Source organism: Brevundimonas sp. Root1279, assembly GCF_001425945.1.
Lineage (GTDB): Bacteria > Pseudomonadota > Alphaproteobacteria > Caulobacterales > Caulobacteraceae > Brevundimonas.
In genome coordinates, this window is sequence record NZ_LMEB01000005.1 from 271,396 (window position 1) to 297,505 (window position 26,110).

Sequence of the window (26,110 nt, forward strand, 5' to 3'; positions counted from 1 at the left end):
ATGACCAGCGCCCCGCTCTCCCGCCCCTTCATCTTCGACACCGAGTTCGACGCCGATGGCGTGGTCGTGCAGCCGTCCGCCTTCCGGCCGATGAAGCGCGCCTTCGCCCCCGCCGAGGTCGAGGCCCTGGTCGCCCAGGCCCGGCTCGAAGCCCGCAACCAGGCCCTCGCCGAGAGCGAGAGCCTGCAGGCCATGGCGCTGTCGACCATCGGCCAGGCGCTGAGCGCCGCCCTGCCGTCGCTGGCCCAGGTGGCCCACGCTCACCGCGAGCAGTCCGCCGAACTGGCCATGGGGGCCGCCCGCGTGGTCGCCGCCGCGGCGCTGGATCGCTTCCCGAACGGCCCGCTGCAGGCGGCGCTCGAGGCGCTGGGCCAGGAGATCGACGCCTCGCCGCGTCTGGTCATTCGCAGCGCCGAACTGGACGAGGCCGGCCGCGCCCGCGTCGAACAACTGTGTGCGGACGTCGGCTTCACCGGCGCCGTGGCCTTCCGCGACGAGCCGGGCCCGCGCGCCTCCTTCCAGCTGGAGTGGGCCGACGGCCGCGCCGGCTTTGACGCCGAATCCGCCTTCGCCCGCATGGACGAGGCCCTGAAATCCGCCCTGGCCGCCGAGGCCGGGCATGCTGAAGCTCTCAACGAAGGGGGGCTGTAATGGCGTCCGACACCATGGCCCTGGAAGACTTCGGGGATGCGGCGGGCCTCGCCGCCCAGGAAGATGCGACCGACAAGACCGCCCACGACCTGGCGCCGGTCTTCGACGTCCCGGTCAACATCTCGGCCGTCCTGGGCAAGGCCCACATGTCCGTGGCCCAGCTGCTGAAGCTGAACCGCGGCTCGGTGCTCGAGCTGGACCGCAAGGTCGGCGAGGCCATCGACATCTTCGTCAACAACCGCCTGGTCGCCCGCGGCGAGGTGGTTGTGGTCGAGGACCGTCTAGGCGTGACCATGACGGAAATCATCAAGACGGAAGACTCCAACTCCTGACGCGGAAGCGAACGGCGTCGGATTGGTAAGAGACTAGGGGAGAAGACCCATGCGGCTTCTGGTGGTTGGCAGGCTCAGCGGACAGCTGGCGACGGCGGTGAAGATGGCCATGGCGCACGGCGCCAAGGTCCAGCACGTCGAGCGCGGCGATCAGGCCACCGAACAACTGCGTCGCGGCCAGGGCGCTGACCTGCTGATGGTCGACTACCGCGTCGACATCGCCGCCCTGATCTCGGCCAACGAGAACGAGCGGATTCATGTGCCGGTGGTGGCCTGCGGCGTCGACGCCGACGCCACCGACGCCGCCAACGCCATCCGCGCCGGGGCCAAGGAGTTCATCCCGCTGCCGCCGGAAGCCGATCTGATCGCCGCCGTCCTGTCGGCCGTGGCCGACGACGAGCGCCCGCTGATCTCGGCCGATCCGTCGATGAAGGCGGTCATCCAGCTGGCCGACCAGGTCGCCCGTTCGGAAGCCTCGATCCTGATCACCGGCGAAAGCGGCGTCGGTAAGGAAGTCATGGCGCGCTACCTGCACGGCGGGTCCAAGCGCGCGGACAAGCCGTTCATCAGCGTCAACTGCGCCGCCATCCCGGACAATCTGCTGGAATCCGAGCTGTTCGGGCACGAGAAGGGCGCCTTCACCGGCGCCATGGCGCGCCGCATCGGCAAGTTCGAAGAGGCCGACGGCGGCACCCTGCTGCTGGACGAAATCTCCGAGATGGACGTGCGCCTGCAGGCCAAGCTGCTGCGCGCCATCCAGGAGCGGGTCATCGACCGCGTCGGCGGCACCAAGCCGGTGCCGGTCAACATCCGCATCATCGCCACCTCGAACCGCGACCTGGCCAAGTCGGTGGCCGAGGGCAGCTTCCGCGAGGACCTGCTCTACCGCCTGAACGTGGTGAACCTGCGCCTGCCGTCCCTGCGCGAGCGCCCGGGCGACATCGCCGTCCTGGCCGATCATTTCGTCAAGAAATACGCCGCCGCCAACGGCGTGCCGGTGCGCCCGATCTCGACCGACGCCAAGCGCGCCCTGGTCTCGCACCGCTGGAACGGCAACGTCCGCGAGCTCGAGAACGCCATGCACCGCGCCGTGCTGCTGGCGGTCGGCCCGGAGATCGACGTCGAGGCCATCCGCCTGCCGGACGGCCAGCCGCTGACCGCCGGCGCCGCGGGTCCCGCTGTCGGGCCCGCCGCCGCTGACGCCGGTTTCGCCGCCCGCGCCGCCCACACCGCTGACGTCGTGTCGCGCGCCTATGTCGGCCAGACGGTGGCGCAGATGGAGAAGACTCTGATCCTCGACACCCTGTCGCACTGCCTCGGCAACCGCACGCATGCGGCCAACATCCTGGGCATCTCGATCCGCACCCTGCGCAACAAGCTGAACGAATACGCCGACGAGGGCACGTCCATCCCGGCGCCGCAGTCCGGCATCGCCGCCTCCGGTTACGCGGCGGCCTGAGCATGAAACTCCGGGCGGACCGCAGAAGCGTCCTGACCGGCCTCGGCGCGATCGCGCTGATGGGCTGTTCCCGCGCGCCCGAAGCGGCGCAGACGCCGGCCGCCAAGGCGGTCGTCCCCGAAGCCTTCGACCTGTCGGCGCTGGAAGCCCGCCACGGCGGGCGCATCGGCTTCGCCGCCCGCGATCTGGCCACCGGCCGCGAGCTGCGCTGGCGCGGCGAGGAGCGGTTCGTCTACTGCTCCACCTTCAAGATGTTCCTGGCCGCCGCCACCCTGCTGCGCGTCCAGAGCGGCGAAGAACGGCTCGATCGCGCCATTCCGATCACCCGCGCCGACATGATCAACCACGCCCCGGTCACCGAGCCGGCCGTGGGCGGGACCCTGACCATCCAGGACCTGATGAAGGGCACGGTCGAGGTCAGCGACAACCCGGCCGCCAACATCCTGATCCGCGAACTGGGCGGCCTGGACGTGCTGCGCGACTTCTACCGCGGCATCGGCGACCAGACGACCACGGTCGACCGCCTCGAGCCCGAGATGAACCGTCTCGACGGCGACAAGGACACCATCCAGCCGGTCCAGGCGGTCGCCAACCTCTATCGCCTGCTGGTGTCGGCCGAGACCCCGCTCTCCGCCGAATCCAAGGCGCTGCTGCTACGCTGGATGACCGATACCCCGACGGGCGTGGGCCGCATCAAGGCCGGCGTTCCGGCCGGCTGGACCGTGGCGCACAAGACCGGCACCGGCGGCTACGGCCCGACCAACGACATCGGCGTCCTGTATCCGCCCTCGGGCGAGCCGGTGATCATGGCCGTCTACAACCACGCGACGCGCGCCTCGGACGAGGCCCAGCGTGAGGCGACCATCGCCGAGGCCGCGCGTCTGGCCCTGGCCGCGCTCGGACACGCCGCATGACGGACGCGGTTCTCATGAAGGACGGCATGGCCCGTCCGACCGGCCGGGATGTCATGGGCTGGGTGGCGCGCGGCGAGGTGGCCATGGCCATCGGCGTCATCGGCGTCATCCTGCTGCTCATCCTGCCGGTGCCGAAATTCCTGCTCGACGTGCTGCTCGCGCTGTCGCTGGTGTCGTCGGTGCTGATCCTGATGACCGCCGTCATGATGAAGCGGCCGCTGGACTTCGCCATCTTCCCGACGGTCCTGCTGGTCACCACCCTGTTCCGGCTGGGTCTGAACCTGGCCTCGACGCGCCTGGTGCTGACCCACGGCCATGAAGGCCATGCCGCCGCCGGTCAGGTGATCCAGGCCTTCGGCACGTTGATGATGGGCGGCAGCTTCATCATCGGCATCATCATCTTCGCCATCATCCTGGTGGTGAACTTCGTCGTCATCACCAAGGGCTCGACCCGCATCGCCGAAGTCTCGGCCCGCTTCACGCTCGACTCCATGCCGGGCAAGCAGATGGCCATCGACGCCGACCTGTCGTCCGGCCTGATCGACGAAGAGACCGCCAAGCGGCGCCGCAAGGAGCTGGAGCAGGAATCGACCTTCTTCGGCGCCATGGACGGCGCCTCGAAATTCGTGCGCGGCGACGCGGTCGCCGGCCTGATCATCGTCTTCATCAACGTCATCGGCGGCATCCTGATCGGCGTCATCCAGCACCAGCTGCCGATCGGCGAGGCCGCCAACAACTACGTCGCCCTGACGATCGGCGACGGCCTGGTGACGCAGGTCCCGGCCATCATCATCTCGATCGCCGCCGGCTTCCTGGTGTCGAAGGCCGGCGTCGAAGGCACCGCCGACAAGGCCCTGGTCAGCCAGCTGGCCACCAACCCGGTCAGCCTGGGCGTGGTCTCCGGCGCCGCCGGTCTGATCGGCCTCATCCCTGGCATGCCGCTGTTGCCGTTCGCGGCCCTGGCCATCGGCGCGGGCTTCATGGCCTGGCGGCTGGGCCGCGCGAAGCTCAAGCCCCAACCGGTCGAGGCCGACAGCATCGCCGCCGGGCCCAAGGAGGACGTCGAGGAGCCGATCGGCACCGCCCTGACCATCGACGAGGTCAAGATCGAGCTGGGCTACTCCCTGCTGTCGCTGATCAACGACCTGGAAGGCCGCCGCCTGACCGACCAGGTCCGCGCCCTGCGCCGTTCGCTGGCCCAGGAGTACGGCTTCGTCATGCCGTCGGTGCGCATCCTCGACAACATGCGCCTGGGCACCCAGGGCTACGCCATCCGCATCAAGGAGATGGAAGCCGGTCAGGGGGAGGTCCGCCTCGGCTCGCTGATGGCCATGGACCCGGCCGGCCGCCAGGTCGAGCTGCCGGGCGAGCACACCCGCGAACCGGCCTTCGGCCTGCCCGCCACCTGGATCGACGAAAGCCTGCGCGAAGAGGCCACCTTCCGCGGCTACACCATCGTCGATCCGTCGACGGTGCTGACCACCCACCTGACCGAGATCCTCAAGGAGAACATGGCCGAGCTGCTCTCCTACGCCGAGGTGCAGAAGCTGCTGCGCGAGCTCGGCACGGAAGAGAAGAAGCTGGTCGACGAGTTGATCCCGTCGGTGGTCACCGTCACCACCCTGCAGCGGGTGCTCCAGTCGCTGCTGCGCGAGAAGGTCTCGATCCGCGACCTGGGCGCCATCCTCGAGGGCCTGGCCGAGGCCGCGCCGCACACCTCCAGCGTCACCACCCTGGTCGAGCACGTCCGCAGCCGCCTGGCCCGTCAGCTGTGCTGGCAGCACAAGGGAGACGACGGCGCCCTGCCGATCGTGACCCTGTCGCCGGAGTGGGAGCATGCCTTCGCCGAAAGCCTGATCGGCAATGGCGAGGACAAGCAACTGGCCATGGCGCCCTCGCGCCTGCAGGACTTCATCCGCGCCACCCGTGACGTATTCGAGCGCGCCGCCATGGCCGGCGAGACCGCCGTCCTGCTGACCGGGCCGCAGATCCGGCCCTACGTCCGTTCGATCATCGAGCGCTTCCGCGGCCAGACCGTGGTGATGAGCCAGAACGAGGTCCACCCGAAGGCCCGCCTGCGGACCATCGGGACGGTCTGACGGTCAGTCGACCTCGGTCCAGCCCCCGGCCGAAGCGGCCCGCGCCGCCTCGTTGACCGGTCGGGCGACGAGGCCGGACTGAGTGAGCCAGACCTCGTAGCGGGCCCCGTCGGCCATCGGCATATAGGCGCCGCCGCCGTACAGGGTGTCGACCGCGTCGACGTAGCGGCGGTGCTTCCGCGCCGTATCCCAGGCGCTGATCTTCCAGGGGAGCCCGGGCAGGGCGTCGCCGCCGGCAAGCGGATGCACGCTGCGGGTGGCGTTGATCTCCTGGTCGACCGAGCGATAGCGGCCGGACAGGCGGTCGAGGCGATACTGGGTGTCCAGCCCCAGGACGTTGGCCCACGGCTTCCACTTCAGCAGCTGGGCCTCGAGCCGCCATTCGTCGCCATGCAGGGGATAGAGGTTGCTGGTTCCCGGGGCGCTCTCGCCATGGCCGGGCTGCATCACCGTGGCCTCGAAATACTGCGGGCCCAGCTGGCGGGTTTCAATGGTGGCCACCGGGCGCTCATAGGTCAGCCGGTCGTAGGTTTGGACGTCGAGGCCGATCAGGCCCGCGATCAACGCCGCCGCGATCAGAGCCCCGCCGCAGACGCCCCCGGCCAGACCGCCGACGAACCGTCCCCGGAACAGGGCCGCGAGGCCCCGGAACAGCAGGGCCAGTCCGGCCACCGCCACGATCGCAGGCGCGATCCACCACCACCAAACCATACCCAGCCCTCCCAAGCCCTGCCGCTATCCTTACCCTAAATCCGCAAAACGGCGCCGGTTTCCCTCGCCGCGCGACTGGACAGGCTTCCAGCGGCCGCTAATGCTCCGGCCCGATGATTTCGACAGCGCGCAACCTTCTGTCCTCCCTCGCGGAATTTGCGCGCACCCCGACCATCGGCCGGTCCATCGTGGGCATGCTGACCGCGGCCATCGTCCTGCTGCTGGTGGTGAACGTCGGCGCCTTCGTCGTCCTTCAGCGCACCGAGGCCTACAATCAGCAGGTCGAGCGCTCGCAGCAGGTGCGCCGCGCCGCGCGGACCGTGCTGCTGTCGCTGCTCGACGCCGAGACCGGCCAGCGCGGCTATCTGCTCACGCAGCGGTCGGAGTTCCTGGGCCCCTACACCCAGGCGGTTGCGGTGCTGCCTAACCAGTTCGCCGACCTGGAAGAACTGGCGGCCGGCGATCCCCAGCTGACGCCGCACGTCGAAGCCCTGCTGCAATCCGCCCGGTCAAAGCTCGACGAGCTGGAGCTGACCATCGGTCTGGCGCGCACCGGCCAGCGCGAAGCGGCCTTTGAACGGGTCCGGGTCGGGCAGGGCAGGGTCCTGATGGACCTGGCGCGGGCTCAGATGGCGGCCATCGACGAGGTGGAGACCGAACGGCTGCACGTCCGCACCGAACAGTCGGAGCGCAGTTCGAGCCTCGCGGTCGTGGCGAATATCGCCGCCAGTCTGCTGGTCGTGGTGCTGGCGGTGATCGCCGTCTGGCTGGTGCGGCGGTACGTCGGCGAGATCCAGCAGGGGCGCGATGCGCTGGACCGCCTCAACGCCGGCCTGGAGCACCAGGTGCACGAGCGGACCGCCCAGCTCAGCCGCGCCAACGACGAGATCCAGCGCTTCGCCTACATCGTCAGCCACGACCTGCGCGCGCCGCTGGTCAACGTCATGGGCTACACGGCGGAGCTGGAGCAGGCGGGCAAGGCGATGGCGCGGCAGATCGACCTGATCGAGACCCGCGCGCCCAAGACGGTCGACGCCGAAGCCGTCGTCGCCGTCCGAGAGGATGTCCCCGAGGCCATCGGCTTCATCCGCGCCTCGACCGAGAAGATGGATCGGCTGATCAACGCCATCCTGAAGCTGTCGCGCGAGGGGCGGCGGAATCTGGTGCTGGAGCGACTGGACCTGACCGCAATGGCCGAAGGCATCGCCGCCAGCCTGAGCCACCAAACCGAGGCCGCGCACGCCAAGATCGTGGTCGAGCCCCTGCCGTCGATCGAGAGCGACCGGCTCTCGATGGAGCAGATTTTCGGCAATCTGATCGACAACGCCGTGAAGTACCTGGATCACGATCGCGCCGGTGAAATCCGCGTCTCGGGCTGGGTCGACGGCGACTGGATCACCTACCGCATCGCCGACAACGGGCGCGGCATCGCCGAGCGGGACCACGAGCGCATCTTCGAGCTGTTCCGCCGCTCCGGCCGTCAGGACCGAACGGGCGAGGGGCTGGGCCTGGCCTTCGTACGCAACAGCGTGCGCCGATTGGGGGGCGAAATCGATCTTGAGTCAGAACTTGGCAAGGGCTCGACTTTCATTCTGAAATTCCCCACACGCCTGATCCTCGACGAGGCCGGAGACACCCCATGACCGCCGCAGTGAAGATCGTGATGGTCGAAGACGACCTCGGCCATGCCCGGCTGATCGAGAAGAATATCCGTCGCGCCAACATCGCCAACGAGATCCGCCATTTCGCCGACGGCGGTTCGGCGCTCGACTATCTGTTCAGCGAGGAGGTCCGGGCCAACGGGCCGATGCTGATTCTGCTGGACCTGAACCTGCCGGACATGTCGGGCACCGACATCCTGGCCAAGGTGAAGGGCGACGAGCGCCTGCGCCGCGCCCCGATCGTCGTGCTGACCACCACGGACGACAAGGTCGAGATCCAGCGCTGCTACGACCTGGGCTGCAACGTCTACATCACCAAGCCTGTGGATTATGAAAGCTTTGCGGGAGCCATTCGCCAGCTGGGGCTCTTCCTGTCGGTGATGCAGGCGCCTGAAATCGAGTGAAGTCCGGCGCCGATGTCATTCGCCTGCTCTACATCGACGATGACCGCGGGCTCTCGCGGCTGGTCGAGAAGGAGCTCGGGCGCCACGGCTACGCCGTCACCTGTGCGCCCGACGGCGACGCTGGGCTGGATTTGCTTATTTCGCGCCCGGGCGATTTCGACGTCGTCTGCCTCGACCACTACATGCCGGGGCGCGAGGGCCTCGATGTCCTGCCGGAGATCATCGCGCTCGATAGCCCGCCGCCGGTCGTCTACGTCACCGGCGCCCAGGATGGGCGCATCGCCGTGGCCGCCCTGCGCGCCGGCGCCGCCGACTATGTGATCAAGGACGTCTCGGCCGACTTTACGGCCCTGTTGCGCGCCGCCCTGGAAGACGCGCTGGCGCGTCGCCGCCTGCAGCGAGAGAACGAGCAGGCCCAGGAAGCTGTCCGCCTGGCCCGCGACCGCGCCGAGGCCATGCTGCGCGAGGTCAACCACCGCGTCGGCAACTCGCTGCAGCTGGTCTCCAGCTTCATGGCCCTGCAGATGCGCCAGCTGACCGACCAGGGCGCACGCGCCGCGCTCAAGGAATCGCAGGCCCGCATCGAGGCCGTGGCCCACGTCCACCGCCGGCTCTACACCTCGGACGACATGTCCTCGGTGGCCATGCACGACTACCTCGAAGGTCTGGTCGCCGAGCTCGGCAAGTCGCTGGGGCCGGCCGGCTCCTCGCCCGCGATCGTCCTCAAGGTCGAGCCGATGGACGTCTCGACCGACCAGGCGGTGTCGCTGGGCGTGATCGTCACAGAACTTGTCACCAACGCCGTCAAATACGCCTACGAACCCGGCAATCCCGGTGAGATCCGCATCATCCTCAAGCGCGAGAGCGAGACCCGCGCCCTCCTGATCGTCGAGGACGACGGTCCCGGCATGGGCGACGGCGCGGTCAAGGGCACCGGTCTGGGCGGCAAGATCATCTCGGCCATGGCCTCGGGCCTGCGTTCGGCGCTCGAGCTCGATCAGGCTCACAAGGGCGTGCGCGCCTGCCTGGCGTTCGACCTCTAGGCCGACGGCGCGTTAGGCGATCATGCTCCAATTCGGCGAACCCCGCCCCGGCCTGAACTACCGGCTCCGCCCGACCGCATTCGGCCTGGTCTTTCATGACGGCAAGCTGGCCTGCGTCCGCGTCGACCGTGGCGACGCCACCTATTATGACCTGCCCGGCGGGGCGATCGACGGCGATGAAACCGAAGAGCAGGCCCTCGTCCGGGAGTTCGTCGAGGAGACGGGCATGGCGGTGAAGCCGTTCTCCCGCATCGCCGAGGCGGCCCAATATTTCCGGAAGTCCGATGGCGAGGCGATCAACAACCGCGGCGGCTTCTGGATCGCCGAATATCTGTCGCTCGACCCGGCCGCCAAGGTCGAGGCCGACCACGAGCTGGTCTGGCTACACCCCCACACGGCTCTGAAAGAGCTCCGCCACGACGCCCATGCCTGGGCGGTATCGGCCTGGTTGCGGCGCTAGGACACGGAACGCCCCGGGATTCCGCTCGTTCTCACCACCCGCGCCGCTCCCCAGGCGCTCAGTGAAGGAGAGTTCAATGCCCGATCCCGATCGCATCGAAGGCGCCGCCAAGAACATGGGCGGCAAGGTCAAGGAAGCCGCCGGCAAGGTGACTGGCGACGAGAAGCTGAAGGCCGAGGGCCGCGCTGATCAGGTCGAAGGCAAGGTCCAGAACGCCGTCGGCGGTCTCAAGGACACCCTGCGCGACGACAACCGGCACTAACCTTTAGTCGTCTCCGCCCAGGCGGAACCGGAGCCCGCCCTCGGCGGGCTTCGACCCGTCGGCGGGGCGGCATTCCTGCGTCCACGTAACACCGCCCTGGGGCTGAGCCTGAGGGCGGTTTTCGCAGGTCTGCTCGGTGATGGTCCGGCTCGGGGCGCCGGCGGGAAGCGGGGCGCCGCACTGGACAGCATAGCGATCGCCGGCAGCCGCCTGGCGGCATTCGTTCGGCGCGTTCACGGGGGCCAGGCCGGGCGGCAGGGCCGATCCCAGGTTCGCCGCCAACGCAGAACGCACCCGGGCCTGGCAGACCTCCAGACTCTCCTCGGCCTTGCGCACCAGCGGGCTGCATTCCGAGCGTTCGTAGCCAAAGGGATCGGCGCGCGCCCAGTCCGGGATGGTCGGCAGGGCGGGGGCAGGGGCCGCGACCTCGGCGGCGGTGGCGGGCGCCGGACTGTCCGGCTGCGGCTGCCACAGGATCTGACCTGTCGGAGCCTGCTGTAGGGAGACGGCGAGAGCGAGCGCGAGGGCGACGTGCATGGCGTAATCTCCTGAACCCGCAGCAACCCTATCCTACTTGGACAGGGCCCGCATCGCCTTCTCCAACCCTTCGAGGGTCAGGGGGTACATGCGCTCGTCGATCACTTCCCGGATCATGCCGACCGAGGCGGAGTAGCCCCAGTAGCGCTCCGGCGACGGGTTCAGCCAGGCGACCTTGTCCCACTGCTGCGTCGCCCGCTTGAGCCAGACGGCGCCCGCCTCTTCGTTCCAGTGCTCGACCGAGCCGCCGGGCATGGAGATCTCATAGGGGCTCATGGTGGCGTCGCCGACGAAGATGGCGCGCCAGTCGGCCGGGTATTTGTGCAGCAGGTCCCAGGTCGGGATCTTCTCGCTGTGACGGCGCCGGTTGTCCTTCCACACGCCCTCGTAAAGGCAGTTGTGGAAGTAGAAGAATTCCAGGTGCTTGAACTCGGTCTTGGCGGCCGAGAAGAGTTCCTCGCACATCTTCACGTGGGCATCCATCGAGCCGCCGATGTCGAGGAACAGCAGCACCTTGATGGTGTTGCGGCGCTCGGGCCGCATGTGAATGTCCAGCCAGCCCTGGCGCGCCGTGCCGTCGATGGTGGCGTCCATGTCCAGTTCGTCCGGGGCGCCCTGCCGCGCGAACCGACGCAGGCGGCGCAGCGCGACCTTGATGTTGCGGGTGCCGAGTTCGACCTGGTCGTCCAGGTTCTTGTACTCGCGCTTTTCCCAGACCTTCACGGCGCGGCCCTGGCGTCCGGGGCCGCCGATGCGCACGCCCTCGGGATTGTAGCCGCCGTGGCCGAACGGGCTGGTCCCGCCGGTGCCGATCCACTTGTTGCCGCCCTGGTGCCGGCCTTCCTGCTCCTCGAGCCGCTGCTTCAGCGTCTCCATCAGCTTGTCGAACCCGCCCAGCGCCTCGATCTGGGCCTTCTCCTCGTCGGTCAGGTATTTCTCGGTCAGGAGGCGAAGCCAGTCCTCGGGAATGTCGGTGGTCAGGTCCTCGCCCGCGCCGACGGTCTCAATGCCGGCGAACACCTTGCCGAACACCTGGTCGAAGCGGTCGTAGTGTTTCTCATCCTTGACCAGCACGGCGCGGGACAGGTGGTAGAAGTCGTCGACCCGCCGGCCGGCCACGTCCTTCTGCATGGCCTCCATCAGATGGAGCCATTCCTTCATCGACACGGGCACGCGCGCGTCTCTCAGGGCGGTGAAGAAGGGGAGAAGCATGGGCGAAGGTTAGCAGGGCCGGTCGGCGTCGTCCCGCACCTCGGTCGTCTATTCGGCGTCCTGCGCGTCGAGGGCCATCTTGAACGCCATGGCGGTGTAGAGGCTGATCAGCATCGGTTCGGCGCCGGGGCCCGTCCCCCGAGCCTTGTAACCCCAGCCCTTGCGGTGCTCGACCAGCGCCAAGGTGATCATCGGCTCGTTGTTCACGGTGACGGTGTAGGCGGCCTGCAACGGAGCGTCCTCTCCGTCGGAGGAAACGGAGACCAGTTCCCCGTCGAACGGCCTGGCGTCAGGCCAGCGCTGGCGAATGGCGTTGACGGCCTGGCGAAGCGCCAGCTCTTCCGAAGGCAATGGCTGATAGCGAGTCGCGTAGAGGTTCAGGTCGATCCCGAGCTCATCGACACGCGAGACGCACCCGACATCCTCGCCCCGGGCGATACCGGCCGGCCCCGTCGGGAATATGGAGATTCGTTCCTCCGGCCCCCCAGAGAAGAGGCAGGTCAAGCCGCTGGCGACGTGCACCACCGTCGGTACGGCGCCGTCGGTCTTGTTGACGAAGAACGCCCCGGCGTCGGCGTCTGCGATGAGCCGGTCCGCGGTCTCCCGGGCGGAAGCGATCTGCTCCGCCGTGGCGGGCGGACTTTCGGCGTCCTGGGCGTGAGCCGCGGGGCCCGTCGCCAGCAGCGCGATGAATGCAAGCCGTCCGATCATTGGAAACCCCTCCAGCTAAGTTGGATCACTTCACGGTTCACCATGCGCCGTCCAGTGGCGATCAGCTTCCGTCAGCCCCGCCGCAGGATGAACTCGTCGTCCAGCCACCGGCCGACCGGGTACTGGTACTCCCCGGCCTTCTCGAACCCGTAGGCGGCGTAGAGCTTCTGGGCCTTCAGGTTGCCGCTCCACACGCCGATCCACAGCGGGCCGTCGGTGTGGGCCTCCATCCAGTCCATGGCGACCTTGAGCAGCTTTGTGCCCAGTCCGAGACCCTGGGCGGCCTTGGACACGTAGAGGCGGCGCAGCTCGGCGTGGCTGGCGCGAGCATCCGGGTGGGGAAGGGTGTTCGGGCCGGTGTTGGCGAAGGCGAGCAGTTCGCCGTCCCGCTCCGCCACCCACCAGGCGGCGCCCGGCTCGTTCAGCTTGGCGCGGATCGTCTCGGCGCTGAAGCTGGCGTCGAGGAAGGCGCTCAGGTCGTCGGCGGGGTAGGGGATGGCGAATCCGTCGGCGGCCACAAAGGTGTCGATGAAGGTCTGGCGGCCCAGCACGCCAAGGGCTTGGGCATCGGTCGCTTTGGCGGGGCGGATCTGGATATCGCTCATGATCGGCCCTTAGCGCGCCGAACGGGCGATCAGAAGCCCTCCAGGGCCAGCTTGCCAATCGTCGTGCCGCTTTCCAGCCGGCGGTGGCCTTCCCGCAGTGTGTCGGCCGAGAGTCGCCCGAGCGTCTCGGTCAGGGTTGTCCGGATCTGGCCCGCGTCTACCAGCTCGGCCGTCTCGGCCAGCAGTTCGTGCTGACGGATCATGTCGGGGGTCTGAAGTTCCGAGCGGGCGAACATCATCTCCCAGACAAGGGCGGCGCTCTTGTCCTTCAGAAGATTGGCGTCGACGCCGGCCAGATCGTCGATCACTCCGATCACGCCCTGCGGCGCCAAGGCGCGGGCCAGCGCCTCGAAATGGCGAGGGGTGTGAGTCAGGGCGGCGATGTACCGGGGCGGGGCTTCGCCCGCGGCCGTCAGGGCCTCGTCGATGGGGCCGCTGTGGTCGATAACAGCGTGGGCGCCGAGGTCGAGGCACCATTTCGCCGTCTCCGGCCGGGAGGCGGTGGCAACGACCCTCAGGGCCGTCTTCGCGCGCGCGATCTGGATCAGGGCCGAACCCACGCCGCCCGCGCCGCCGACGACCAGCAGGGTTTCCGCTTCCGCGGGCCCGGCCTTCATCCGGTCGAACAGCAGCTCCCAGGCGGTGATGACGGTCAGGGGGAGGGCGGCGGCCTCGACGAAGGTCAGCGACCGTGGTTTCGGACCGACGATGCGCTCGTCAACGACGTGGCGCTCCGCATTCGACCCGGGGCGGTCGATCTGCCCGGCGTAGAAGACCTCGTCGCCCGTTTTGAACAGCGAAACCGCCTCGCCGACCGCGCGCACAACGCCAGCGGCGTCATAGCCGAGGATGGCCGGCCGCCCGTCGGCCGGGGTCAGCCGCCGCCTCACCTTGGCGTCGACCGGATTCAGGCTGACGGCCCTGACGTCGACCAGCAGGTCGTGCGGGCGCAGTTCGGGTTCGGGCGCCTCGAAGGCGACCAGGGCGGCAGGGTCGTCGGCAGGGCGGGGGCCGGTGGTTCCGATGGCTTTCATGACGGGCTCCGTTGTGGTCCCGACCCATCTGATGCACCCTGTCGTTGACGACAAGTACGACACTTTTCGGGATGTACTACCTAAATGGATACCGCCTCGCACCACCATTTCCACCCGGTCGACCGCCGCGTGCAGGCCGGCGAATGCGTCGTCGACGCCGCCCTGGATCTGATCGGCGGCAAGTGGAAGGGGATGATCGTCTATCAGCTGCTGTCGGCGGAATCGCTGCGCTTCAACGCCCTCAAGCGTCATGTGGGCGATATCACCCAGCGGATGTTGACCAAGCAACTGCGCGAGCTGGAGGACGCCGGTCTGGTGTCGCGCACGGTCTATGCGGAGGTCCCGCCCAGGGTCGAATATCGGCTGACCCAAGCGGGACGCGGCCTTGCGCCCGTGGTCGCCGCCCTCAGGGATTGGGGCGAAACCCACCTGCGGCTGCGGGCGACGGAGGATGCGACGTGAGCGTCGCCCTGTTCACCCATCCGGACATGATCGAGCACCGTCCCGGCGTCGGTCACCCCGAGCGCCCGGAGCGGCTGCTGGCCGTGCTCGACGCCCTCGAAGATTCCGGCCTCTCCCTCGACCGCCGCGCCGCGACCGAGGCCGCCGTCGCGGACCTCGAACGCCTGCACCCGGCCGACTACGTGGCCCGCCTGCTGAACGCCTCGCCGACCACCGGCCTGAACCAGCTGGACGCCGACACCATCCTGTCGCCCGGCAGCATCCGCGCCGCCCGCCTCGCCGCCGGTGCGGTGGTTGACGCTGTCCGCGCCATCGCCCGTGGCGAGACCACTCGCGCCTTCGCCGCCGTGCGCCCGCCGGGCCACCACGCCGAGCCCAACCAGGCCATGGGGTTCTGCCTGTTCTCCAACGTCGCGGTCGCCGCCCGGGTGGCCCAGGCCGAGGGTCTGGCCCGCGTCGCCGTCATCGATTTCGACGTCCACCACGGCAACGGAACCCAGGCGGCCTTTGAATCGGACGACAGCCTGTTCCTCGGTTCGATCCATCAGATGCCCCTGTACCCCGGTACAGGCGCGGTTTCGGAGACCGGCGTCGGCAACATCGTCAACGTCCCGGTCGCGCCCCACGCGGCGCGGGAGGCCTGGCGCGGGACCTTCGCCGGCGGGCTGATGCCGGCTCTGCAGGCCTTCCGTCCGGACCTGATCCTGATCTCCGCGGGATTCGACGCCCACCGGCGCGATCCCCTGGCGCACCAAAGCCTGGAGGCCGAGGATTTCGCCTGGGCCACCCGCGCCGTGGTCGAGGTCGCGCGCGATGTCTGCGGCGGGAAGGTTGTCTCGACGCTCGAGGGCGGTTACGACCTAGAAGGGCTCGGCCGCTCGGCGGTCGCCCATGTCCAGGCTTTGGGGGAGGACTAGGGTCGGACTGCCAGTAGGATTCCGCCCGTCGCTCATGTCGTCACCTGCCCGCGAACCCCTGATCGACCAGCCCGCCCCGGCGCCCGTACCGCGCTCGGCGTCGCTGGTCTCCGTGCGCCCCGGCGCCATCATTCTGGCCCGCCACGGCGAGCCGGCGCTGTCGCGCAAATGCCTGCTCACATCCGATCAGTATCGTGACTGGTGGGCCAAGTACGAAGTCGGCGGCCTGCTGGCCGGCCAGACCCCGCCCCCGGAGCTTCTGGCTACGGCCGAGGGCGCCGGCGCCATCTACGCCTCGACCCGTCCGCGGGCCCAGGAGACCGCCGCCGCCATCGCCGCCGGCCGCGAGGTGATGACCGACGCCCTGTTCATCGAGGCGCCCCTGCCGCCGCCGCGCTTCCCCGCATGGTTCAAGCTGCCGCCGAAATACTGGGGCGGCGTGGCCCGCTTCTGGTGGCACGCCTTCAACCATCACGAGGGCCAGGAAACCCGCCGCGAGGCCGAGGCCCGCTCGGAAAAGGCGGCCCAGGCCCTGATCGCGCGCGCCGAGAGCGGTCAGGACGTGCTGGTGCTGGCTCACGGCTACTTCAACCACATGGTCGGCAAGCGCCTGAAGGCCGACGGCTGGAAGCTGGTGCACAACCAGGGCTTCAAATACTGGTCCCAGCGCCGCTACGAGCGTCGCTGATCTTCCCCGTTGAAGCGAAGTTCCGGCCCCTCTAGGGTCGCCCGGAATGACTGACGCCGCCCCCGCCCCCGCCACCGACCTGAGCTTCGAGGACGCCCTGCAGCGCCTCGAGCAAATCGTCCAGAAGCTCGAATCCGGCCAGGCGCCGCTCGAGGAGTCGATCAAGCTCTACGAAGAGGGCGCGCGCCTGAAGGCTCACTGCGAGGAAAGGCTGAAAGCCGCTCAGCTGCGCGTCGACAAGATCGTCGTCGGCGCGGACGGCCAGGCCCGCGGCGTCGAACCGGCCGAGTTTGGCTGATGAGCGGCTCCGATCGACAGGGCGTCGCCGATCCGATCGTCTTTGATGATTTCCTCAAGGTCGATGTCCGGGTCGGCGAGGTGGTGGACGCCCAGCCTTTCCCGGAGGCGCGCAAGCCGGCCTATCGACTGGCGATCGACTTCGGCCCCGGCATCGGGGTGAAGAAGTCCTCGGCCCAGATCACCAAACACTACACCCTTGCAGAGTTGGTCGGCCGAAAGGTCGCCGCGGTGGTCAATTTCCCGCCGCGCCAGATCGGGCCGTTCATGTCCGAGGTCCTGACCCTCGGCTTCCCTGACGACGCCGGCGAGGTTGTGCTGGTCGGCGTCGACCGCGAGGTTCCGGTCGGCGGGAGGCTGTTTTGATCGTGCTCGCCGCCAACTCCCCCGAACAGGGCGTCATCGATCGCGTCGCCGAGGTCGCCGACCTCGTCACCGTCGCCCTTGATGAACTGCTTCCGCGCGCCGAGGGCCCCGAGTCCCGGCTGACCGAGGCCATGCGCTATGCGGCCTTGGGACCGGGCAAGCGGCTGCGCCCCTTCTTCGCCCTCGAGGCCGCCAATCTGTTCGACATCGAGGAGCGGCCGGTGCTGCGCGCCGCCTGCGCCCTCGAATGCGTCCACGCCTACAGCCTGGTCCATGACGACTTGCCGGCCATGGACAATGACGACATGCGCCGCGGCCGTCCGACCCTGCATCGCGCCTATGACGAAGCGACCGCCATCCTCGCCGGCGACGCCCTGCAGACGGCGGCCTTCGATATCGTCCTGCACGAGGACACCCACGAGGACCCGGCCGTGCGCTGCGAACTGGCGGCGCGGCTGTCCATGGCCTCGGGCGCGCGCGGAATGGCCGGCGGCCAAATGATCGACCTGCTCGGCGTGCGCGACGACCTGGGCGGCGTGGCCCGCATGCAGAGGCTCAAGACCGGCGCCCTGTTCACCTACGCCTTCGAGATTCCGCTGATCATCGCCGACGCCCGCGACATCCACCGCCAGGCCCTGATCAGCTTCGCCCACGACATCGGCCTGGCCTATCAGATCGTCGACGACCTGCTGGACGTCGAGGGCGACGAGGACATCCTGGGCAAGGCGGCGCGCAAGGACCACGCGCAGGGCAAGACCAATTTCGTCACCCTTCTGGGCGTCGAGGCGGCGCGGCACCGGGTCTCGCACCTGGCCGACCAGGCCCGCGCCCATCTCGACATCTTCGGACCCGACGCCGACATCCTGAAGGCCAGCGTGGATTACGTGCTGCAACGCAGGTCCTGAGCGTGGCGCTCAACACCTCCATCCCGGCGCGCATCCTGCGGGTCAACCATGGGGGCGAGCACGGCGCCATCAGCATCTATTCCGCCCAGATCCTGGCCGCGCGTCTGCGCGCGCCCGATCTGCTGCCCTTCCTGCGCGAGGCGCTGGAGCATGAGCGTACGCATCGGCGTCGGTTCCGCGAACTGATGCCGACGCGCGAGGCCAAGCCGTGCCGGATGATGTGGATCTGGGGCGTCGGGGGCGGCGTCCTGGGTCTGATCGCGGGACTGATGGGCCGCGAAGCCATCCTGGCCTGCACCGAAGCTGTCGAAACTACGGTGCACCGTCACCTCGACGACCAGATCCGCTGGGCCGAAGGGCGCGATGACGGTCTCCGCCGCACCATCGCCGACATCCAGCGGGAGGAGGTCGCGCACATCGACTGGGCGATCCAGGGGCGACGCGGGCGCGGCTTCCGTTGGCTCGCTGCGCTCATCGAGCACCTCACCGACGGCCTGATCTGGATTTCCACGCGCGGCGATTCCCGGCGACTGGCGCAGGAACTGGCCGTGGCCTGACGGTCCGGCCGCCGCGGGGGCGACAAGAATGACCCTCGCCGGGGCGCCGCTCGCGCGCTAGATGCATCGTTCCTGCACGGTTTTTTCAGACCGGATCGACCCGACGCGCAGCGAAATGCTCTACAGCGTGTTGGAAGACCAAAGGCTTAGGTACAGTCCCCCGAATGCCCGACACGCCCCTTCTCGACCAGGTCCACGTCCCCGCCGACATGCGGGACTTCGACATCCCGCGGCTGAAGCAGCTGGCGGAGGAACTGAGGGCCGAGACGATCGACGCCGTCTCCACGACCGGCGGCCACCTCGGCGCAGGCCTCGGCGTGGTCGAGCTGACGGTCGCCCTGCATCACGTCTTCGAGACTCCCAGAGACATCCTGATCTGGGACGTCGGCCACCAGTGCTACCCGCACAAGATCCTGACCGGCCGTCGAGACCGCATCCGCACCCTGCGTCAGGCCGGCGGCCTGTCGGGCTTCACCAAGCGCAGCGAGAGCGAATACGACCCGTTCGGCGCGGCCCATGCCTCGACCTCGATCAGCGCCGCCCTCGGCTTCGCGGCCGGCCGCGACCAGAAGGGCGAGACCAACAAGGTCGTGGCCGTCATCGGCGACGGCTCCATCTCGGCCGGCATGGCCTATGAGGCCATGAACAACGCGGCCGAGGCCACCAACGGCCAGTTGATGGTCATCCTCAACGACAACGACATGTCGATCGCCCCGCCGGTCGGGGGTATGAGCGCCTATCTGGCCCGCCAGGTCTCGGGCGGCGCCTATCGCCAGGTCCGCAACATCGGCAAGAAATTCGTCGAGCACCTGCCGCGCCCGTTCAAGAACGCCGCCCGCAAGGCCGAGGAATACGCCCGCGGCATGATCGTCGGCGGCACCTTCTTCGAGGAGCTGGGCTTTTACTATGTCGGTCCGATCGACGGGCACGACATGGACAACCTGGTGCCCATCCTGAAGAACGCGGCGGCAATCACGGACCGCCCCGTGCTGGTCCACGTCGTGACCCAGAAGGGCAAGGGCTACGCCCCGGCCGAGTCGAGCGCCGACAAGCTGCATGCGGTGGTCAAGTTCGACGTCGTCTCGGGCAAGCAGTCCAAGCCGGTATCCAACGCCCCCAGCTACACCAAGGTGTTCGGGACCGAACTGATCAAGCACGCCGAGCGCGACCCCAAGGTCGTGGCCATCACCGCCGCCATGCCCTCGGGCACGGGGCTGGACCTGTTCGGCCAAGCCTTCCCGGACCGCACCTATGACGTCGGCATCGCCGAGCAGCATGCGGTGACATTCGCCGCCGGCCTGGCCGCGGACGGCATGAAGCCGGTCTGCGCCATCTATTCGACCTTCCTCCAGCGCGGCTACGACCAGGTCGTCCACGACGTCGCCATCCAGAAGCTGCCGGTCCGCTTCGCCATGGACCGCGCCGGTCTGGTGGGCGCCGACGGCGCGACCCACGCGGGCTCCTTCGACATCGGCTACATGGGCGCCCTGCCGGGCATGGTGCTGATGGCCGCCGCCGACGAGGCCGACCTGGCCGCCATGATCTCCACCTCGCTGGCGATCGACGACCGTCCCTCGGCCTTCCGCTATCCGCGCGGGGACGGCGTCGGCGTCGAGATCCCCGAGTTCGCGGCTCCGCTGGAGATCGGCAAGGGCCGCATCGTCCGCGAGGGCACGGCCGTGGCCATCCTGTCGCTCGGCACCCGTCTTCAGGAATCGCTCAAGGCCGCCGAGGCCCTGGCGGCGCGCGGCGTCTCGGCCACGGTCGCCGACGCCCGCTTCGCCAAGCCGCTGGACGAGGAGATGATCCTGCGCCTGGCCCGCGAGCACGAGTGCCTGATCACGGTGGAGGAGGGCGCCATGGGCGGCTTCGGCGGCTTCGTGCTGCAGATGCTGGCCGAGAAGGGCGCACTCGATGCGGGCCTGAAGGTCCGCACCCTGCACCTGCCGGATATCTTCCAGGATCAGGACAGCCCGCACGCCATGTATGCGACGGCCGGCCTCAACGCCGAGCACATCGCCGCAGCGGCTCTCCAGGCCTTGGGCGTCGAGGCGAGCCGGGCGGTTCGCGCCTGAGACGGCGTTTCGGGCGCAACCCGTTTGCGTCCGGCGCCGTTGTGACCCGCACAGGTGGGGCGGTTCGGGAGAACCGTTATGAAGACAGCTCTAGCAACGCTTGCGGCGGCCACGCTCCTGGCAGGGACCGCGGCCGCCCAGGATCCGGCGCCGACGCCGGCCCGGCAGGTCATCCGTGATTCGGATTCGACGCTGACCTGCGTCCAGATCGCCGACGAGGCGGCCCAGCTCAGCGAGGCCATGGGCGGCTCGCCCGGCAACAGCACCATCGGCGCCCTGACCGATGTGGCCAAGGCCGGCGCTGCGACCTTCATTCCGGGGGCGGGCCTGCTGATCGCCGGGGCCGACGCCCTGACCCAGGGCGACCGCCAGCGCCGGGCCATCGAACGCCTCGCCCAGATGAATCGCTGGTTCTATCTGAACGGCCTCTATTCAGGTCGCGGCTGCATGGACAATCCGACGCCCGCCGCTACCGAGCAGGCCGAGCCCGTCCCGAATGCGGCGGCGCCGACGGCCCCGGCCGTGACGGCCCCGCCGACCCCATCGCCCCGGCCGCAATAGCGACGCGGGACGCCTTCGATAAACAGCGACGGTTCGTCGCGCATGCGCGAATCCCGGGTGTCTTCCAGCGACCGTTCGCCACGCCCCCTCGAAGGCGAAACAAACGTGCGGCAAATCAACGGGGTACGGCAATTCTGCGCCGCCTTGACCTGCGGGGGTCCCGTCTGTAGGTTCCGCGCCGAATTCAGACCCCCTCCGGCGCGCGTTCTCGGACGCAGACTGGAGTGCTGAGGCCACCATGTCCCAAGATCCAGAATCGCGCGAAGAGGCGATCGCTCGTCTCCAGAAGAGCGCATCTGATCTTGAGACACGCACGGCTCCGCCGCTTTCTCACGAGATGGCGGGGCAGGCGGCGGCCAGTCAGGCCTGGAAGATCATCGCCGACCTGTTCGGCGGCGTCTTCGTCGGCTTGGCCATCGGCTTCGGGATCGACCATTTCGCCGGCACCTCGCCGGTGGGGATCATCGGCGGCGTCCTCCTGGGCTTCGCCATTTCGGTCTGGATGGCGTGGCGCACGGCGCAGCGACTGATGGCCGAAGCCAACAAGCATGGGGAGCCGAAGTCGGTTCCCTTCGACGACGAAGACGAAGGAGCCTGATCGACCAATGGCCGATCCGCTACACCAGTTTCAGGTTACGCCCCTTCCGGGCCTCGACTTCGGCGAAGTCACCCTGCCGATCGTCGGCACTGTGCATCTCGCGTTCACCAACTCGCACCTGGCGATGACCATCGCTTTCGTCGTGGTGGTCGGCTTCCTGTCGCTCGTCACCGCGGGCGCCAAGGTCGTCCCTGGGCGCTTGCAGGCGGTCGGCGAGACCCTGTTCGGCATGATCGACGGGCTGACCAGCTCGATCATCGGCCACGACGGCAAGAAGTATTTCCCGTTCGTCTTCACCGTCTTCCTGTTCATCCTCGGCATGAACCTGCTGGGCATGTTCCTGAGCTTCACGGCCACGTCGCAGCTGGCGGTGACCGCCACCTTCGGCCTGATCACCTTCGCGCTCGTCGTGATCATCGGCATCATGAAGAACGGCGTCGGCTTCCTGAAGCTGTTCTGGCCGACCGGCGCCCCGCTGGTGATGCGCCCGGTTGTCGGTCTGATTGAGTTCTTCTCCTTCCTGCTGCGCCCGCTGACCCTGACCCTTCGTCTGTTCGGCAACATGATGGGCGGCCACATCGCCCTGAAGGTGTTCGCCGGCTTCGTGGCCACCGCCGTCATCGGCGCGGCCGGCTGGTTCGGCGTGCTGATCTTCCCGCTCGCGATGGGTATGACGATCGGCCTGACCGCGCTCGAATTCCTCGTGGCCTTCCTTCAGGCCTTCGTCTTCGCCGTTCTGACCTGCATCTACCTCAACGATGTGGTCAACCTGGACCACGCCCACTAGGGCCGGACCAGTCCATTCCAACCCAAACCTAGATCAACAGGACTTACGACCATGGATCCTCAAGCCGCCAAACTCATCGGCGCCGGCATCGCGATGTGCGGCATGATCGGCGCCGGCATCGGCGTCGGCAACATCTTCGGCAACTTCCTGTCGGGCGCCCTGCGCAACCCGTCGGCCGCCGGCTCGCAAATCGGCAACCTGTTCGTGGGCGCCGCTCTGGCTGAAGCCCTGGGCATCCTGGCCTTCGTCATGGGCATCCTGATCTGGATCTCGTAATCGCCTCCGTCGGCGGCGCGGACCCCCGCGCCGCCGGTTGATGCTTATCCAGTTCTCCCCGACAGGCGCCAGATGACCACCACCGCCCAACCCGTCCTGCCCGAGGACGCGACCGCTCCGGTCGCGGTCGAGGACACGCACGCCACGACCGAAGCCGCTCACGGCGGCGAACACGAGTCTGGCGGCCTGCCCCAGTTCGAGTTCCAGCACTGGTTCGGCCAGATCGTCTATCTGGTCTTCCTGTTCGTCGTTCTCTACCTGCTGATCGCCAAGGTCTTCGCCCCGCGCATGCGCCGGGTGTTCGACGAGCGCGCCTCGACCATCTCGACTGCGGTCAACACCGCCCGTCAGGTCCAGGCCGAGGCCGCCGGCCAGGCCGAAGCCGCCAAGCGTGAAGTCGAGGAGGCTCGCGCCGCCTCGCGCGCCACGGCCGCCGCCGCCAAGGCTCGCGTGACCGAGGAAGCCAACGCTCGCGCCGCTGCGGAAGAGGCTGTCGTCTCGGCTCGCATCGCCGAGGCCGAAGCCGCCATCGCCGAGACCCGCGACGCCGCAATGTCCAACGTCGGCGCAATCGCCTCCGACACCGCTTCGGCCATCGTCGAGCGCCTCACCGGCAAGGCTCCGACCGCTGCTGAAGCCGCCGCTGCCGTGAAGGGCGCCGCCTGATGGAATTCTTCAACCCCCACCTCTACGACGCCGAAAACCCGGAACTCTGGGTCGCCGTCGGCCTGATCGCCTTCTTCGTGATCGTCGTCCTGGCCGGCGTGCCCAAGCTGATCGCCGGTGTGCTCGACGCCAAGGCCGCCAAGATCCAGGCCGAACTCGACGAAGCCGCCCGCCTGCGCGCTGAAGCCGAAGCCCTGCTGGCCCAGATCCGCGCTGAGAAGGCCGAGGCCGAGGCCCAGGCCGCAGAAATGCTGAAGGCCGCCGAGACGGACGCCCGTCGCCTTGAGGAAGAATCGAAGGCCAAGCTCGAAGAGACCCTGGCGCGCCGCCAGGCTCTGGCCGAGCGCCGCATCGCCCAGGCCGAGGCCCAGGCCGCCGCCGAGGTGAAGGCCGCCGCCGCCGACCTGGCCGCCAAGGCCGCCGAACAGATCCTGACCGCCCGGGTGGCCGGCCAGAAGAGCGACCCGCTCCTCGACGCCGCCATCGCCCAGATCGGCACTCGCCTGAACTAATCGGTTCCGGCCATCGAAACAGAAGAAGGCCCCGCTGGCGACAGCGGGGCCTTTTCCTTTTGGGGCGTCGCTCCGTCAGGCGTGGTAGGGGCCGTGACGGTGGTGGCCGTTGCCGTAGATCAGGTCATGGCCTTCCTTGCCGTGACCCGCCAGGCGACCGTACACATTGCCGAGCACCGCGCCGTAGACCGCGTGAGTGGCGATCATCCAGACAAGAGTGCCGAAGCCGGCCTTCATGAAGAACATGCCGACGCCGGCCATGGGCGCGATCGTCAGGCCCATGACGACGAAGGCTCCAACGGCGAACAGAATGCCCTTGGACTCGGCCGTATCGGTCGGCAGACGTGGACACAGGATGGCGAACAACGCGCCGAGGACCACGGTCCCCACGACGATGTGGGCGACCCATCCGACGGCCATGTTGTTCGGGGACTGCAGCATCACCGAGAGCAGTCGAGGGAAGCTGACTGCCCAGGGGCCTACGATCAGGTTGGCGATCTCAAGCACCGATACCGCGACCGTGGCTGCAAAGCCGGCGACGATACCCTTTTGCACGCGTGACTTCATAACCTCAGCGCCTCCCAACGCTCCTTGGTGGTTCTGACTACGCAAAAACGAGCATACGCCTCTGGAAGAGGACGTCGTTCACATTGCCGTGCGCAGGGAGAGGGCTTTGGGAGAGGCGGGGCGAGGCGGCCCCCAGGACGGGCGCAGGCCCGGACGTCAGAAGACGCCCGGGGCCTGGCCTCGGCGGCTACTCAGCCGCGATATTGGAGCCTTCCGGCGCGGTCCAGCGCAGCACCGGCGAGCGGGCGGCGCGGGTCTCGTCCAGGCGGCGCAGGGGCGCGTGGAAGGGCGCGCCCTTGAAGCGGTCGACGTCCCCGGCCTTGGCGGCCTGGGCCAGCAGGCGCATCGCCTCGATGAAGCGGTCCAGCTCCTGCTTGGACTCCGTCTCGGTCGGCTCGATCAGCATGGCCCCGTGGACGACCAGAGGGAAATACATGGTCATCGGGTGGAAGCCCTCGTCGATCATCGCCTTGGCGAAGTCGAGCGTCGTGATCTCCGTGCCCTTCAGCCATTCGTCGTCGAACAGGGCCTCGTGCATGCACGGACCGTCCGGGAAGGCCGGGCTCATCAGGTCCGACAGGCGGGCCTTGATGTAGTTGGCGTTGAGGACCGCGTCCTCGGCCACCTGGCGCAGGCCGTCCGAGCCGTGGCTCATCATGTAGCTGAGGGCGCGGACATACATGCCCATCTGGCCCTGGAAGGCGCACAGGCGGCCGAAGGCCTGGGCGGCCTCGTCTTCCTCGCGCTCGATCAGCTTGTAGCCCTCGGCGCCCGCCACGACCCAGGGAGCCGGTGCGAAGGGGGCCAGGGCCTCCGACAGCACCACCGGACCCGCACCCGGCCCGCCGCCGCCGTGCGGCGTCGAGAAGGTCTTGTGCAGGTTGATGTGCATCGCATCGACGCCCAGGTCGCCCGGGCGCACCCGGCCGACGATGGCGTTGAAGTTGGCGCCGTCGCAGTAGAAATAGGCGCCGGCCTCGTGGGTCAGGCGGCTGATTTCGAGGATGTCGCGCTCGAACAGGCCGCAGGTGTTCGGATTGGTCACCATGATGGCGGCCACGTCCGGACCCAGCTTGGCGGCCAGGTCGGCCACGTCGACGCGGCCGTCGTCGGTCTGGGCCACTTCGACGACCGAATAGCCGACGAAGGCGGCGGTGGCCGGGTTGGTGCCGTGGGCCGAGGTCGGGACCAGCACCTTGCGGCGCTGCTCGTGCTCGCCCTTGGCCTCATGGGCGGCGCGGATGGCCATCAGGCCGCACAGCTCGCCGTGCGCGCCCGCCTTGGGCGACAGGGCCACCGCCGGCATGCCGGTCAGGGTCTTCAGCCAGTGGGCCAGCTGGTCCATCAGCTCCAGCGCGCCCTGCACGGTCGAGACCGGCTGCAGCGGGTGGATGTCCGAGAAACCGGGCAGGCGCGCCATCTTCTCGTTGAGGCGCGGGTTGTGCTTCATCGTGCACGAGCCCAGCGGATAGATGGCCAGATCGATGGCGTGGTTCTTCTGCGACAGGCGCACATAGTGGCGCATGGTCTCGGGCTCGGAGAGACCCGGCAGGCCGATCGGATCCTTGCGGACCAGGTCGCCCAGGTCCGAGCCGTCGGTCTTGGGCTCCGGCAGGTCGACGCCGGTCTTGCCCCAGCCGTCGCTCTCGAAGATCAGGTGCTCGTCCTGCAGCAGGCCGCGGCCGCCGGTCAGGGTGGGGTGCTTGTAGTCGTGGGTCGGCTGGTGCGGCGACGGGGCGGTCGGACGGCCGACGGAGTTCATGCTGCTCATGATCGCGGCT

At 68.6% G+C, this 26,110-nt stretch carries 32 protein-coding genes; 24 read left to right on the plus strand and 8 right to left on the minus strand.

Annotation, left to right across the window (positions count from 1 at the left end; all coding sequences use genetic code 11):
• From ASC65_RS07145 to flhA, 5 genes are read left to right on the plus strand one after another with little or no spacing between them, the layout of a single operon-like run.
• On the plus strand, positions 1 to 651 hold the full coding sequence (locus ASC65_RS07145) for a flagellar assembly protein FlbE (protein ID WP_056451082.1): 651 nt from the start codon (positions 1 to 3) through the stop codon (positions 649 to 651).
• Positions 651 to 983: a flagellar motor switch protein FliN gene (gene fliN / locus ASC65_RS07150; protein ID WP_056451085.1), complete on the plus strand. Its 333-nt coding sequence runs from the start codon at positions 651 to 653 to the stop codon at positions 981 to 983. Before ASC65_RS07145 ends, fliN begins: the two co-directional genes overlap by 1 nt.
• Before the next feature lie 49 nt (positions 984 to 1,032).
• Positions 1,033 to 2,442, plus strand: coding sequence for a sigma-54-dependent transcriptional regulator FlbD (gene flbD / locus ASC65_RS07155; protein WP_056451088.1), 1,410 nt, complete (start codon positions 1,033 to 1,035; stop codon positions 2,440 to 2,442).
• Positions 2,443 to 2,444: 2 nt separating this feature from the next.
• Positions 2,445 to 3,356 (plus strand): class A beta-lactamase, encoded by a 912-nt coding sequence (gene bla / locus ASC65_RS07160; protein WP_056451091.1) that lies wholly within the window; start codon positions 2,445 to 2,447, stop codon positions 3,354 to 3,356.
• 14 nt (positions 3,357 to 3,370) lie between these two features.
• Positions 3,371 to 5,455, plus strand: coding sequence for a flagellar biosynthesis protein FlhA (flhA, locus tag ASC65_RS07165; RefSeq protein WP_235561439.1), 2,085 nt, complete (start codon positions 3,371 to 3,373; stop codon positions 5,453 to 5,455).
• A gap of 3 nt (positions 5,456 to 5,458) precedes the next feature.
• On the opposite strand, the gene ASC65_RS07170 is transcribed toward flhA, so the two are convergent.
• A complete protein-coding gene (locus ASC65_RS07170; protein ID WP_056451095.1) occupies positions 5,459 to 6,166 on the minus strand; it encodes a hypothetical protein in 708 nt (235 codons plus the stop codon).
• Between the two features lie 194 nt (positions 6,167 to 6,360).
• Between ASC65_RS07170 and ASC65_RS07175 the strand changes: the two genes are divergently transcribed.
• The 5 genes from ASC65_RS07175 (at position 6,361) to ASC65_RS07195 (ending at position 9,996) form a co-directional block, all read left to right on the plus strand.
• Positions 6,361 to 7,809, plus strand: a complete 1,449-nt coding sequence (locus tag ASC65_RS07175; protein WP_235561427.1) for a sensor histidine kinase — start codon at positions 6,361 to 6,363, stop codon at positions 7,807 to 7,809.
• Complete coding sequence (locus ASC65_RS07180) at positions 7,806 to 8,231, plus strand: response regulator (RefSeq protein WP_056451099.1); 426 nt, start codon at positions 7,806 to 7,808, stop codon at positions 8,229 to 8,231. The genes ASC65_RS07175 and ASC65_RS07180 overlap by 4 nt, the downstream gene beginning before the upstream one ends.
• On the plus strand, positions 8,228 to 9,274 hold the full coding sequence (locus ASC65_RS07185) for a sensor histidine kinase (RefSeq protein WP_056451103.1): 1,047 nt from the start codon (positions 8,228 to 8,230) through the stop codon (positions 9,272 to 9,274). Before ASC65_RS07180 ends, ASC65_RS07185 begins: the two co-directional genes overlap by 4 nt.
• Positions 9,275 to 9,296: 22 nt before the next feature.
• Complete coding sequence (locus ASC65_RS07190) at positions 9,297 to 9,734, plus strand: NUDIX domain-containing protein (RefSeq protein ID WP_056451108.1); 438 nt, start codon at positions 9,297 to 9,299, stop codon at positions 9,732 to 9,734.
• A gap of 76 nt (positions 9,735 to 9,810) precedes the next feature.
• Entirely contained in the window at positions 9,811 to 9,996 is a 186-nt protein-coding gene (locus tag ASC65_RS07195) for a CsbD family protein (protein ID WP_056451111.1), read from the plus strand.
• A gap of 3 nt (positions 9,997 to 9,999) precedes the next feature.
• On the opposite strand, the gene ASC65_RS07200 is transcribed toward ASC65_RS07195, so the two are convergent.
• The 5 genes from ASC65_RS07200 to ASC65_RS07220 form a co-directional block, all read right to left on the minus strand.
• Entirely contained in the window at positions 10,000 to 10,533 is a 534-nt protein-coding gene (locus ASC65_RS07200) for a hypothetical protein (RefSeq protein ID WP_056451114.1), read from the minus strand.
• Between the two features lie 33 nt (positions 10,534 to 10,566).
• The gene (locus tag ASC65_RS07205) at positions 10,567 to 11,745 is read right to left on the minus strand and encodes a vWA domain-containing protein (protein ID WP_056451117.1); all 1,179 of its coding nucleotides are present in this window, start codon (positions 11,743 to 11,745) and stop codon (positions 10,567 to 10,569) included.
• Positions 11,746 to 11,793: 48 nt separating this feature from the next.
• The gene (locus ASC65_RS07210) at positions 11,794 to 12,456 is read right to left on the minus strand and encodes a hypothetical protein (protein WP_056451121.1); all 663 of its coding nucleotides are present in this window, start codon (positions 12,454 to 12,456) and stop codon (positions 11,794 to 11,796) included.
• 71 nt (positions 12,457 to 12,527) lie between these two features.
• Entirely contained in the window at positions 12,528 to 13,061 is a 534-nt protein-coding gene (locus tag ASC65_RS07215; protein ID WP_056451123.1) for a GNAT family N-acetyltransferase, read from the minus strand.
• 29 nt (positions 13,062 to 13,090) lie between these two features.
• Positions 13,091 to 14,095, minus strand: a complete 1,005-nt coding sequence (locus tag ASC65_RS07220; protein ID WP_056451126.1) for a zinc-binding alcohol dehydrogenase family protein — start codon at positions 14,093 to 14,095, stop codon at positions 13,091 to 13,093.
• An 84-nt stretch (positions 14,096 to 14,179) separates the two neighbouring features.
• Here ASC65_RS07220 and ASC65_RS07225 point away from each other — a divergent pair, with 84 nt between their 5' ends.
• The 14 genes from ASC65_RS07225 (at position 14,180) to ASC65_RS07290 (ending at position 23,762) form a co-directional block, all read left to right on the plus strand.
• Positions 14,180 to 14,557 (plus strand): winged helix-turn-helix transcriptional regulator, encoded by a 378-nt coding sequence (locus tag ASC65_RS07225; RefSeq protein ID WP_056451129.1) that lies wholly within the window; start codon positions 14,180 to 14,182, stop codon positions 14,555 to 14,557.
• The gene (locus ASC65_RS07230; protein ID WP_056451132.1) at positions 14,554 to 15,474 is read left to right on the plus strand and encodes a histone deacetylase family protein; all 921 of its coding nucleotides are present in this window, start codon (positions 14,554 to 14,556) and stop codon (positions 15,472 to 15,474) included. Before ASC65_RS07225 ends, ASC65_RS07230 begins: the two co-directional genes overlap by 4 nt.
• 34 nt (positions 15,475 to 15,508) lie before the next feature.
• Positions 15,509 to 16,162, plus strand: a complete 654-nt coding sequence (locus tag ASC65_RS07235) for a histidine phosphatase family protein (protein WP_082525918.1) — start codon at positions 15,509 to 15,511, stop codon at positions 16,160 to 16,162.
• Between the two features lie 46 nt (positions 16,163 to 16,208).
• Entirely contained in the window at positions 16,209 to 16,460 is a 252-nt protein-coding gene (locus ASC65_RS07240; RefSeq protein WP_056451135.1) for an exodeoxyribonuclease VII small subunit, read from the plus strand.
• On the plus strand, positions 16,460 to 16,825 hold the full coding sequence (locus ASC65_RS07245) for a tRNA-binding protein (RefSeq protein WP_056451138.1): 366 nt from the start codon (positions 16,460 to 16,462) through the stop codon (positions 16,823 to 16,825). Before ASC65_RS07240 ends, ASC65_RS07245 begins: the two co-directional genes overlap by 1 nt.
• A gap of 35 nt (positions 16,826 to 16,860) precedes the next feature.
• Positions 16,861 to 17,730: a polyprenyl synthetase family protein gene (locus tag ASC65_RS07250; protein ID WP_056451443.1), complete on the plus strand. Its 870-nt coding sequence runs from the start codon at positions 16,861 to 16,863 to the stop codon at positions 17,728 to 17,730.
• Positions 17,731 to 17,732: 2 nt separating this feature from the next.
• Positions 17,733 to 18,287, plus strand: a complete 555-nt coding sequence (locus ASC65_RS07255; protein ID WP_200939805.1) for a demethoxyubiquinone hydroxylase family protein — start codon at positions 17,733 to 17,735, stop codon at positions 18,285 to 18,287.
• A 164-nt stretch (positions 18,288 to 18,451) separates the two neighbouring features.
• On the plus strand, positions 18,452 to 20,362 hold the full coding sequence (gene dxs, locus ASC65_RS07260) for a 1-deoxy-D-xylulose-5-phosphate synthase (RefSeq protein WP_056451144.1): 1,911 nt from the start codon (positions 18,452 to 18,454) through the stop codon (positions 20,360 to 20,362).
• Positions 20,363 to 20,440: 78 nt separating this feature from the next.
• Entirely contained in the window at positions 20,441 to 20,923 is a 483-nt protein-coding gene (locus tag ASC65_RS07265) for a hypothetical protein (RefSeq protein WP_056451147.1), read from the plus strand.
• Positions 20,924 to 21,260: 337 nt separating this feature from the next.
• Positions 21,261 to 21,521 (plus strand): AtpZ/AtpI family protein, encoded by a 261-nt coding sequence (locus ASC65_RS07270; protein WP_235561428.1) that lies wholly within the window; start codon positions 21,261 to 21,263, stop codon positions 21,519 to 21,521.
• 7 nt (positions 21,522 to 21,528) lie between these two features.
• Positions 21,529 to 22,308, plus strand: a complete 780-nt coding sequence (locus ASC65_RS07275; RefSeq protein ID WP_056451152.1) for a F0F1 ATP synthase subunit A — start codon at positions 21,529 to 21,531, stop codon at positions 22,306 to 22,308.
• A gap of 51 nt (positions 22,309 to 22,359) precedes the next feature.
• Positions 22,360 to 22,584 (plus strand): F0F1 ATP synthase subunit C, encoded by a 225-nt coding sequence (locus ASC65_RS07280; protein WP_056451155.1) that lies wholly within the window; start codon positions 22,360 to 22,362, stop codon positions 22,582 to 22,584.
• 72 nt (positions 22,585 to 22,656) lie between these two features.
• On the plus strand, positions 22,657 to 23,250 hold the full coding sequence (locus ASC65_RS07285) for a F0F1 ATP synthase subunit B family protein (protein WP_056451158.1): 594 nt from the start codon (positions 22,657 to 22,659) through the stop codon (positions 23,248 to 23,250).
• A complete protein-coding gene (locus ASC65_RS07290; protein WP_056451161.1) occupies positions 23,250 to 23,762 on the plus strand; it encodes a F0F1 ATP synthase subunit B in 513 nt (170 codons plus the stop codon). The genes ASC65_RS07285 and ASC65_RS07290 overlap by 1 nt, the downstream gene beginning before the upstream one ends.
• Positions 23,763 to 23,837: 75 nt before the next feature.
• Here the strand turns inward: ASC65_RS07290 and ASC65_RS07295 are convergent, their stop codons facing one another.
• Both ASC65_RS07295 and gcvPB read right to left on the minus strand, forming a co-directional pair.
• Positions 23,838 to 24,317 (minus strand): DUF6789 family protein, encoded by a 480-nt coding sequence (locus tag ASC65_RS07295; RefSeq protein ID WP_200939806.1) that lies wholly within the window; start codon positions 24,315 to 24,317, stop codon positions 23,838 to 23,840.
• A 199-nt stretch (positions 24,318 to 24,516) separates the two neighbouring features.
• Positions 24,517 to 26,100 carry an aminomethyl-transferring glycine dehydrogenase subunit GcvPB gene (gene gcvPB, locus ASC65_RS07300; protein ID WP_056451163.1) on the minus strand — a complete coding sequence of 528 codons (1,584 nt, stop codon included), beginning with the start codon at positions 26,098 to 26,100 and terminating at the stop codon, positions 24,517 to 24,519.
• Positions 26,101 to 26,110: the final 10 nt, after the last annotated feature.